This window comes from Johannesbaptistia floridana, assembly GCF_057440575.1.
The window spans coordinates 1-11,036 of the sequence record NZ_JALKVM010000250.1 but is presented as its reverse complement, the minus strand read 5'-3'; the positions used below and the strand labels follow the sequence as shown (position 1 = coordinate 11,036).

8 protein-coding genes are annotated in these 11,036 nt (G+C 34.7%); 1 reads left to right on the top strand and 7 read right to left on the bottom strand.

What is annotated here, in order from left to right; all coding sequences use genetic code 11:
• Positions 1 to 206 precede the first annotated feature (206 nt).
• The gene (locus MW688_RS15660; protein WP_486736946.1) at positions 207 to 755 is read left to right on the top strand and encodes a Uma2 family endonuclease; all 549 of its coding nucleotides are present in this window, start codon (positions 207 to 209) and stop codon (positions 753 to 755) included.
• Between the two features lie 262 nt (positions 756 to 1,017).
• Here the strand turns inward: MW688_RS15660 and MW688_RS15655 are convergent, their stop codons facing one another.
• From MW688_RS15655 to MW688_RS15625, 7 genes are all read right to left on the bottom strand, one after another.
• On the bottom strand, positions 1,018 to 3,321 hold the full coding sequence (locus MW688_RS15655; protein WP_486736945.1) for a TIGR03986 family type III CRISPR-associated RAMP protein: 2,304 nt from the start codon (positions 3,319 to 3,321) through the stop codon (positions 1,018 to 1,020).
• Positions 3,318 to 3,890 (bottom strand): type III-D CRISPR-associated protein Csx19, encoded by a 573-nt coding sequence (gene csx19, locus MW688_RS15650; RefSeq protein ID WP_486736944.1) that lies wholly within the window; start codon positions 3,888 to 3,890, stop codon positions 3,318 to 3,320. The genes MW688_RS15655 and csx19 overlap by 4 nt, the downstream gene beginning before the upstream one ends.
• A gap of 2 nt (positions 3,891 to 3,892) precedes the next feature.
• Positions 3,893 to 5,410, bottom strand: coding sequence for an RAMP superfamily CRISPR-associated protein (locus MW688_RS15645; protein ID WP_486736943.1), 1,518 nt, complete (start codon positions 5,408 to 5,410; stop codon positions 3,893 to 3,895).
• Entirely contained in the window at positions 5,403 to 7,745 is a 2,343-nt protein-coding gene (locus tag MW688_RS15640) for an RAMP superfamily CRISPR-associated protein (RefSeq protein ID WP_486736942.1), read from the bottom strand. Before MW688_RS15640 ends, MW688_RS15645 begins: the two co-directional genes overlap by 8 nt.
• On the bottom strand, positions 7,735 to 9,438 hold the full coding sequence (locus MW688_RS15635; RefSeq protein WP_486736941.1) for a Cas10/Cmr2 second palm domain-containing protein: 1,704 nt from the start codon (positions 9,436 to 9,438) through the stop codon (positions 7,735 to 7,737). Before MW688_RS15635 ends, MW688_RS15640 begins: the two co-directional genes overlap by 11 nt.
• A 99-nt stretch (positions 9,439 to 9,537) precedes the next feature.
• A complete protein-coding gene (locus tag MW688_RS15630; protein WP_486736940.1) occupies positions 9,538 to 10,059 on the bottom strand; it encodes a hypothetical protein in 522 nt (173 codons plus the stop codon).
• Between the two features lie 312 nt (positions 10,060 to 10,371).
• Entirely contained in the window at positions 10,372 to 11,004 is a 633-nt protein-coding gene (locus tag MW688_RS15625; protein ID WP_486736939.1) for a hypothetical protein, read from the bottom strand.
• Positions 11,005 to 11,036 lie beyond the last annotated feature (32 nt).

Genomic DNA, 11,036 nt, shown 5'->3' with positions numbered 1-11,036 from the left:
ATGAACTTTTTCTGAGGTTAATTTAGTACAGAAGTACTGGTGGAAGATGTGAGTTGAGGCAATTAGAGAATATTTACGAAAACTTTAAACAGAAAGCTATAATCTAATTGACTGGGGGAAATCCTTAAATTAGAACGTCAGAAAACGAGTTGAAACAGAACCAAGTTATCAGCTAGAATTAGCCAATAATCAAGATAGAACCAGATATGGCTTCAATTATTTATAAATGGTCGATAGAAGAATGGCACGAACTGGTTGACTCTGGAATCTTAGAAGGTAAACCAGTTGAACTTTTGGAAGGGGATATCATTGAGATGAGTCCAGAAGGAGTCGAGCATAGCTATACCAATCAATCTGTAAGCGATTACTTGAGAGATTTATTTAAAAAACAAGCTCAAGTAAGAGATTCCCATCCAATAACCTTAGATAATTCAGAACCAGAACCAGATATAGCTATAGTTCGACTGCCTGAAACTATCTATCGTAATCATCACCCCTATCCTCAAGATATCTATTGGTTGATTGAAGTATCTAATAAAACCCTGAAAAAAGATTTAGAACAGAAAGTTATTACCTATGCCCGTAATGGTATCCCTGAATATTGGGTAATCGATTTGAAGAACAAAAAGCTAATTGTTCATACTCAACTCCAAAACAGAGGTTATTCACAAATTACTGAATTTACATCAGGCACAATTACATCTCAAGCATTTCCTGATATCGAGATTGACCTGAAAAAATTGTTGCTGTACTGAATCTTGGTGCTGGCACTTTTGTGTTAAGAATATTATAGCAATGAGCAAATAGATGTTTACAGTTATCATGAAAAGCCCCCCTTTGTTAAGGGGGGTTGGGGGGATCTGTAAATATAAATATTGTTAACACTACAACGCTCATTGCTATAATTAGAACTTTTATATTGATACTAAATCCGGTTTCTAAAACTTATATTCAGATCTCTTGCATCTTTATCAAAAGCAAGTACACTGAGAGCCATCTAGTCTGATGAAAAATAACTTATTCTTTTGGATTATATGGTAGACCGTTATCTTGACTAATAGGTGGTAAAGCTAGTTTTCGGCCGCCATTATCTTGATTCATACTTTCATTATCTACAAACCAATCAAATCCTTCTCCCTGAGGATTAGGTTCTTGGGTGGTTCTTGGGTAGTGAATTGGTAAGTTGTCATCGAATCCTTTAGCAACCTGATAAAAAGCTTGAATAAACTCTAATTGTTCAAATTGTTTACCATAAGCTCTATTGATAGCCTGTTTAAACTGTTCCACTAAATTCATAGATTCTTCTTGAGACAAATGACTAGTTTTATTTACAAGAGAACTATAATATATTGTCCAATCTTTACCTATTTTGAGATCCGTTTTGTCCCAATTAATTTTAAGATTAACACTTCCAAAGCCTAATGGTTTTCCTCCTCCTAAACGATGATAATGATTGTCTGGTAAATCTAGTAACAATAACAAGGCGCCTAATTCTACATTAGATAAATTGGTAACATCTATAGTAAATTCAAATTTAACCTCAGGTTTAACCCAAGCTTTAATAGAACGATTTTGATCATCTCTTTCATCATTGATTCGGAGATATTCTTGAGAAAAGTGACGATGATGGGGGTAAACTTTTCTACCTCTTAATCCTTGGTCTGAATTAAAATAGCCTTGATCTTTGTCAATTCCATTATCTAAGGGTTGACCCTGTTTATTTTTGGCTTGGTAAAATCTAGCTTGTTGAGGTTGAGGAGTACTGAGAATAGCTAGAGGTAAACCTTGGTCACCAAATATTTCTTTTGAATTTTCAGTTATACAGGTAACGTTGTGGACTCTTAGATTACCTTTGTATGCTCCTTTTCCTTTGGATTTAACCCAACCAAAAACTCGTTCTGCGGGAGATAGTTGGTTAATACAAGTAGGTGGTTTGAGATTTTCAGGCAACAGTTGTTCTGGAGAGATGTTATATAAACGACGAGCAATTGTTACTGGTTGAATAGCTATAATATTATCTGAAGTAATTGTTTGTTTTGGAAAATCAACATAACACAGTGTTCCTGGTTGTAGTTTTACTTCCTCTGTGTTCCAAATATGTCTAGACCATGCTGTTTTTCCAGGATCATCACCTAAGTAATCTTGGGGTGACTGATGATTATCCCGACGTTTTTCCAATTCTTTTTTATGTATAGTTTGATAATCACAGATTAGTTCAGACCATAAGCTATTTATTTCTGGGGTAATGGAGATGTACTCGTCATTTTGACCAACAATAAACACTCTTTCATTCTTCTTGTTGTCTATATTTGCACCAGTAACACATACCCATCCTTCCTTCCATTTGTGAGTATCTTTTGGTTGATTTTGGTATCGACGAATTTTTTTAACTACATTGTTTTCTATGTTTACCCAGACATGGTCTCTATGTTGAGGCAAACTATCAGTTTCTTCATATTTGATACCTCTGGTATTTTGGCCGCGATCGCGATTATTGTTACTAGTATTATAACGAGGTAATTTTGCAGGGCCATCTTCCATAATACGTAGATAAAGTTCCCCATTTTTTCTTGCTTCTACTCTAGCAGGATAAATAGATCTAGTCGGTTTAGTTCGATAAGCTAATCTGTTGTGATGTTTTTCTGCAAAGATGGAGAAGCGAGAGTTAGTAATTATTTCATAGGCAGTTCGCAACATTCCTTTTATAGAGGTTGGAGGTAAATAAGGTTTTCCTTGAGAATCTAGGCGTAGGGGATAGGTTTTGTGACCATTATTGCTTTCTGTGGCATTAGCTGCATCAGGAATCAGTAAAGGTGTTACTGTAGTTAAAGTCATAGCAATGCTGCCACTCCAATAGTCATAACGATAACTTCCATGACCTGCGGGATTATTATCTCCTAAATCAGGATCATTTTCGTTTCTAGGGATTGCTGGAACAAAGTTGTAGGGATTATGAAAGTCTCCTTTTTTATTTTGGGGTTGAAATGATTTGGTTTTATTGAAGCTTGATTGAGTATTTTCTTGTTTTTTATTTTGTGCATTTTTTTTAACCTGAGATGGAGATGATTTAGCTTTGTCATTGCTTAATATGGGTGGTTTCCATTCTTGACCTTTTTCTCTAATTTGAGTTGGTTGACCTTTATCTTCTTCTAATTCAACTTCTAAGCCATCAAGTTGGGAGATCGCTTTTTTCTTTTGTTCTTGTAAAGGCTGAGATAATTCGGCTTCTTTAATATTTGGTTGCACTGGTTTCCCTTTTTTATTAGTAAAATTTACTTGTAGAGTTTTTCCCTTGATAACTACTAATTTTCCTACAGTCATTTTTCTTTCGCCTCTAACTTAATTAATCTTTCTTCAAATACTGCTACATTACCGAAACAATCAACTTTTTTTAGATATTCTTTTGTTTTTAAATACACTCTTGAAGATTGAGTTTGTAGGGGAATATCTACATAACCAATTCTAGCTGTGGTTAATCTTTGCCACTGACTATTTAGTTCCTTTGTTGTTTTTTGTCCCCAGAGTAAATAGTTTGTATCAACAGTGTCAAGAAATTCTTCTGAGTTGTTTTGTTTCCACAAGTTAGCTAAATTTTCTTCAGAAACTATTGCAGCTTTTCCATAACCTTGATCAGTATTTAGCCACCGTAATTCATAGTTTTCGTTAAATATTCTTGCTTCAAATATATGATTGATCTTATATTCAGGGGCAATTTTTTCTTCTTGACTATTTATTAATTCGCTGTTTTCGTTAAGTATAGCTAATTGACAAGTTTGGGGAGAATATAGTAAAGCTATAGCTGTAGATAAAGGTAACAATGTGTGATAATCTGTAATTGCTTGAGTTAAAGTTATTGATTCGGCAATAACACTATGTAAAATCTTATTCATAATTAATTGTTTTGATTAATCCATGTTTGCCAGTGACTATTTAGTTGATTGAGAAAGTTTTCACTAAGATGATTTTGAAAATTTCCACTAGTTAGAGTTAAATTACTCAAATCGTTTAATTCTGTTGATTCTTGGGTACCTTTAAAGCTAATTTGTTCAATATGGATTGTACCTAAGCCACGATTGGTACCAAATCCCAAGGGAATACGACCTTCTATTAAATCTCGGAAAGTTAATAGTAGTAAAGTAATAGAAGCAAAATATTCTAATTCCTCAGAATTTTTAACTAAACGGGTTAAGTCGAGGTTCAAATTAATTGGCTGCCAGCTAAACCCTCTAGGTTCAAGAATACTATAGAGAAAACTATCAGCAGCGCCACCAGTCCAGCGGTCTATAGCAACATGAAAAGATTGTTGGATGTCTTGTAATCCTCCTTGATTCAAAGCCTTTCTTAGTTCTGTGGAATCAGTGGATGTTTCTATATCTGTCCATTGATTGTAAGTAAGAGGAATTTTAGCAAAGCAATCATCTACAGATAATGTACCGAGATAACCTAATTCTCCAGAAGAAATTAGCTGAGAAGGAGTACCAAACAAAGTTTTTACTAACTCAACTTCTAGTTGCTTATTCGCTTCTTGAGGGGTATCTTGATGACGAACTGTACGGACGATGCGTTCAGCTTGCGATCGCAGGGAACCTTTGAGAGAACTTCCTGGCAATACAAAAGTTACTCCTCCATCCACAGCACTAACTAGGGGTAAAATATCTACAGCAATTCCTTCAGCTTCTGCTTTAACCATTACTGGACTAATGGGTTTCCAATCAATAACAATATTTAAGCTAGAAGGAAAAATCGGTTCAGCATTAATCAAAAATGAATCATGATTAATTTTGGTACCGCCATTGATGAGAGTATCAATCATACCTTCTTTTTGCCCTAGTTTTTGTTCATGTATTTGTAAATCATATAATTTAACCCTTCCCAATCCTCTAGTTTTAGCAGCACCCAGGGAGATTTGTCCTTGACTCAAAGCCGTTAAAAGTTGACTAAATAGATTCTGATATTTTTGCCATTCACTGTCATTTGAAAGCTTTGCTGCTCTTTCTAGAGTGAGTTTGAGAGAGATTTTCGCACCTCGTGGTAGTATAGCCCTATTGTACTTCATTTTCTCTACAGCAGTACCCCACTTACGGTCTATAGCTACTCCCTCTCGTATTTCTGAAACCATTTCCCCGAGGAAAATATCTGCATCTTCTACTAAAATAAAACTAGCATGATGTGTTTCTGTTTTTTGTTGTTCTCCTCCCCAAAGATAATTAGTTTTTTCTGATTCTATTAAATTCATCAAAGCTCTTAAGGCACCAGCTAAACTAGTACCAGGAATATAATATTTACCTTCTCCATTAACAGCGAGTGCTAAATCTGTATCTACATTGCCTCCTATTCCACCTACGTGAATGGGACTTTGAGCAATTAAAGTTCCGGTAATTTGATAACGGGTATGAATTTTTCTAGCCATGTTGAACCTCTTCTAAGTATCGTTTGTGGGCGCGAATACACTCATCTATAAGAGTCTTGACTGCTTCTGCCCACAATTCATCTTTTAACCTTTCTGGGGCATTTTTAGTAATATACAAGTCATTGGAAATATTTAAAATTCTCCAGACTTGATCGCGATCTGTCACAAGTTGTTTAATTTTTGCTAAACTTTCTTGGGGCCATTTTTCTTTACTTTCTAAACTAGTTAACCAAGTTGGAGTAGACTGTGGAGTAGTCAAGTTTCTCAATACTGATCTAACTATTCCTAATTGAGTTAGAGTAGGTTCACTTTCAAAAGTATCTTGACTAGTTTTACTAACTTCTATTCCTAGTAGGTGCTGACGCTGAGTTGCTTGAGAAGCTAACTCAAGGATTTTAGTGCGAATTTCTAGGCGCCAGGCTTCTTTTTCTAAAGTTTGAGCATATATATACACTGTTTTATCTTTACTAAGAGGGCGAAAATTATCTTTTTTGGGAGAGTCAGGAGTATTATCAGGAGTCTTTATCTTTAGTTGAGAGGTATTATTACTTAGTAAAGGATGATTAAAATATACTTGTCCATAACCTTCTGTTCGTCTTTCTCCTATTCCCTCTGCTTGAATTCTAGTAAGCTTGTTTAGCGATATCTCTGTAGTTAACGAGTATTTTATGCAGCTACCTGCTTGTAATCCTACTAAAGAAGGACGAGGTAATCCCCAGCAAACCTGCCAGGAGTCTACTCGGCGTTGCCTAGCTATACTACATTCCTCTTTTAATTCCACATTTAGCGCTTTTACTAGGTGTTTTCTCAATTCCTCTAAATCAGTAGTTGGTCTGAGTCTCTCATCTCTCAACAACAGATCTGATAGTAACCAGAGGGTGAGAATATTGGGTTTTTCTTGATTAAGTGAAGCCTGAGGAATTTCTCTCGGTGAAGAAGTAGATAACTTAATCAATCCATAGTCATCTTTTTTAGATCGTCCGATTTGATACTTTCCGTTGAAAACTTCCCACCATTTTTTTTGCTTTCGATTTAATTGTTCAACTAAAGCCTTTTTGATCCGTAATTCTGCCTTTAATTCTACCTCTGCTGGGATTGCTTGATAACTATAAACACCTCCTATGTCTTCTGTAGGTCGCTGCACTTCGTCTTCAATGGTATTATGAGTGTTAATACCTAGATTGATATTTTGAGAAACAGGTAATGTTTCTGTATTGAACTCACCTATATATCCCCCGCGTATTCCCTTAAGTTGTATATCATTATCTGTGGGATTAGCTTCAATAAAGCGATTGTACACATAACCTTTATCTAAGCCACCCTTGACTTTATCTGCTGATAAACAAAAGGGAGTCGGCATACCAGGTTCGTTCCCGATGGCAACTGTAGCGTTAGTCACAATCATATCACTATTACTTATTGCCTGACTAATGTTTATCCAATTACCTAATTTTTTGTGTACAATCCGCAGAAAATGACTTCCAGGAATATAGTCTAAGGATTCAACTACGTTGCCTACAGTACGTTTTCCAATCACCACTGGGGTCAATGTTTTGACGGTTAGAGGAATTGTTTCCCATACAGATTCATAATTATTAGTAGAGGTGTCAAATGATATTGATTCTACGGAATTAGATATAGGAATTGTAGGCGCAGACTTTTGCTTTTGTAGCCATTCTAGCCAAGGTTGAGGATTTGATTCAATCTCAATCTTACATAAACCTGAACCACGTCGGCGTTTTCCTCCTAAACGTTCTACTATTTTAACTCCAGCAATTAATAAGGCATAGGCGGCATTTTTTTGTACTTTGTTTAAATTCTCTGGTAGGTTGAGAGTACATTCTTTTGCTTCGAGTATTGAACCTTTTCTTACTAATTCTTCAAAGCGTAAATTGTCTACCTTGGCGCATCCAGTATCAGCATCGATAGTTATACCTGGTTTAATAAAAGTTAAAGCTTGTTTAACTTTTGGTCGGGAAATTAAGGCTAGTTGCAATCTTTCAGGAAAATAGGCAGGACGAATTACTAAAGCTGCTGATTGAGGCGATTCTTCTTTGATAGTTTCTGGCTTCGCCAAGGCTGGTTGATCGCCGAATAGATAGTTTACCCATTGCTGCCAATTACCATTTTCTTCATTATTATCTAAACCTTGAGCAACTAATTCACATCCATCTCTTATTATTCCTGTGAGGGTTTTAGCGGGAATATAGGCTAAGTCATGATTATCTTTTTGGACTATTCTATCAATATCTCCTCTACCTACACCAGATCCTATATGCCAATCACTAAGCATTGTTATTTTAATAGTAAAGTTTGTCTTTGGTTCAATTTTCATGGTTATCCTCGGAAAAATTTAAAAAATCAACTGTTTCTAAAGCGTCTATAAAGGTAGTAAAATATAGAGGTTTTTCTGCATCTTCTAGAGTAAATAATGATTGATCTTCTCCTTCAAAAATTTTTAAGTTATATCGATGACTAATTAATTGATAAGTACTATCGGTTGCTATTTTTCCTAAGAAAGCGGTTACTCTCAAATTATTGATTTGACTAGTAGGAATCTGGCGTTTTCCTTGCTCATCTTTTTGTTTTAAAAGTTTTACTTGTGCAGCAAATTTATCCCAGTGATGTAATTTTAACCAGTTGCTATGTTTTAGTTTTTCTAGTTTCTCTACTTTAGTGATTACAAAGGGCTTGCTGTAAAGTTTGGTTTGGCCTTGATCTACTGTTAAGCGTTGACGAATTTGTTCTAATTCTACTCCACTAGAATCGTAAACTATATGAAAATCTATAGCGGAACAGGGATATATATTACTCTCATTATCAACAGCTTTTTGTTTGACTATTTTGGCTTGTTTAATTAATTTTTCTGCTAATTCGTAAGCTACAGAAAAAGGAAAATGAGGTTTAATAATGGCGATTCCAGCACAAGCAGATAAATTAGGTTGTTTTGCTATTTTAGGTATAATCTCTTGTGTAGAATCTGAGTTTTTACCTGTCTCTAATTCAAAATTAGTAAGAAATTTATGAATAAAATTCAGAGCATATTTACCATCACAAATAACAGTTAAATCATCTCCTCCTAAAATTAAAGGAACTAGGGGTAATCTTGATTTTTTGTTGTTATTATTTTCAATCTCAAATACATCAATCGCTTCTAAGAATGCTTTTTCAGTACAAATATCAATAGCAATAGAAAATTCTCTCAATTTATTGATATACTCTCGATTATTTTGGGAATCATCTAAACTATCTTGGAAATTGAGGAAAATTTTACCTAGTCCGTTACCGTCAGCATGAATCACTGCTAACCACTCTAAATTATCAAACTCTTTTTCCAGTTGATTAACGTTTTTTGTGAATTCAATTTGATTTTTCTTTTTGCGCAAAATATACTTAATTCTTTCTAATGCAGATTCAGTACATTGTTGTTTGTGATAACTGACTGCTGAGAGAAGAATATCAGAGTTATTGGGACCTTGAACTATATAGGATGCTGGATATTCACTAGTGCTACATTCATCGATGATTGGTAGACGCAAAAATCTAAGGTGGGGAGATGGGTACTTACTATGAACTTGATCAAATTTCTGATAAACTTTTTTAATCGCCTCAGCTAAGCTTCCTGTGTTGCCATCATCCCAATTAAATTCTTCAAAGACGCCACATAAATCCATTCCTGGGGCTTCTTTTTGGGCTTTCGTGGTAACTGCGGTGATGATTTTTTGAGCTGTTTCTTTGTCTTTAGTTAATAATAAAGCTTTGCCTGAGGTGGCTATGATAATTTCTACTGGGAGATTAGATGTTTCTAGAGGAGGGTTGTGTTGTTCATTTGTTAAAAGTTGTCTGAGGCAATGGCTATCTCGCCAAACTTCTAAGCTTTTAATTCCGTTTATCTTTCCCACTACTTCCAATACCCATTTTGTGCCAGCACAATAAGTCAATTCAGAAGCACCAATATTTTCTTTAAGTTTGTTTGTGGCAAAGATGAAATTTTGATTGCCGGAGGTTTCTAATAATACTAGGAACATAGTTTCAAATGGTTATCTTGTTGTTATCTGACAGAAATATAATTAGTACTTACACTTAAGTATCAAGGGAAATTCTACTTGTTATGCAAATCATGGTTTTTATCTAAATAATAAGAAGCCGATTAGTCTCAAAATAATCATGATGGTATACCCAATGCCAAAATACCTTAATAACTTAGTACTAGTTGGTAATCTTTTATTTTCATCCTTCATATACTCCTTGATTTTAGATTCAAAATCAAAGGGGACTTTTTTCTCATTTACTTCGTTTTCTCTGACTTGATTACCTTCGAGATAGTCTAAATATTTTCTTACGGCTTTACCATATCTATCTAAACTTACTGCGAGAAAAAATCCAAACCAATAGGCGAAAATGGCAGCTAAATATCTAATTGATATATCAAAATTATTTTGATTTGGTTGATTAGAAGAAAAAACTGAACTAGAAAAACCGACAATAGCAAAGCTGATACCAATAAAAAAAGTAATGATTGTCCATCTTCTAGCAGAGAAATAAAATTGATCTTCTAAAAGCTTTAGATATAGACTGACATATTCTTGTTGATAATTAGGGGATTCATTTGGGGTATTATTTGACTCGGAAGAAGGAGGTCCATTCATAATTATTGCTAGTTGGCAAAAACTGATTACTGAGATATTGAGAATAAGATATAGCAATTTCTAAGCAAGTGAGGTATATTTTCTGTTTCCTCATCTGATTAGACTGAAAAACGCTATATAGATAATTAACAAAGGTTATATATGCTACCTAAGCTTTCAGAGAATGTCTTAGGAGAAACAAAGGGAAACACAAGTTGGTAACCTACTGTTATGGGCAATAAAAACGTAATGCTATGGTAACCTGAGAAAAGCTGAAAAACAGATAAATATAGGATTTTTTTAAGGTTTTGTAATCTAAATGTCTTGTAAGTACTAAGAACAAAAGTAGCAATCAGGAGTTACTAAATGAGATACATCTGTTTTCAACCATTGACAGCAGGGAAATTGATAAATCCAGTCTAATCCGGTAGTTATATCAATAAATCCACTAAGTATGCCTTGGATGATACCGACAGCGGTACTACTACAAATACTATTAAGCCAAAATACCGCCGGATCGCTCACTTCTGGCAGATATCCCGATTGAGATACTGTTTCACTTACTCTTTGAGGAGATAATTCTAAAGCTGCCTGTTGTAAACTAATGATATTGCCACACATAAGACACCAGCCGCCGTTTACTGGAGGAATAGTGATCCGGCAATATAATCTAGGAGTTTGATTCTCTTGAATCTCTAAATGAGTGCCTAAAGATAGTAGTGGTATTTGATACTCTAAAGCTAATTGTTGAGCAATTTGACGAGTATAATGATTATCCGTAGCAACTACCACAAGATCTGTATCAATGATCTCGTGAGTAGTTATAGAGTCTTCTAGAAAATTAGCGATCGCCTTAACTCTACAGTTTTTTTCATAAATATGTTCAATCAAAGTCTGAACATATTTAACTTTAGACCAGTTCTCTGCTACCATCATGGGAGTAGCCGCTTCTAAAAATCTACTCAAATTTACTCAAACAGCCAAATAAGACAGAAAAA

Excerpts from the sequence above, each read along its gene's own strand:
- MW688_RS15660 (WP_486736946.1), top strand. The coding sequence starts at position 207 with ATGGCTTCAATTATTTATAAATGGTCGATAGAAGAATGGCACGAACTG.
- MW688_RS15655 (WP_486736945.1), bottom strand. The coding sequence starts at position 3,321 with ATGACTGTAGGAAAATTAGTAGTTATCAAGGGAAAAACTCTACAAGTA.
- csx19 (WP_486736944.1), bottom strand. The coding sequence starts at position 3,890 with ATGAATAAGATTTTACATAGTGTTATTGCCGAATCAATAACTTTAACT.
- MW688_RS15645 (WP_486736943.1), bottom strand. The coding sequence starts at position 5,410 with ATGGCTAGAAAAATTCATACCCGTTATCAAATTACCGGAACTTTAATT.
- MW688_RS15640 (WP_486736942.1), bottom strand. The coding sequence starts at position 7,745 with ATGAAAATTGAACCAAAGACAAACTTTACTATTAAAATAACAATGCTT.
- MW688_RS15635 (WP_486736941.1), bottom strand. The coding sequence starts at position 9,438 with ATGTTCCTAGTATTATTAGAAACCTCCGGCAATCAAAATTTCATCTTT.
- MW688_RS15630 (WP_486736940.1), bottom strand. The coding sequence starts at position 10,059 with ATGAATGGACCTCCTTCTTCCGAGTCAAATAATACCCCAAATGAATCC.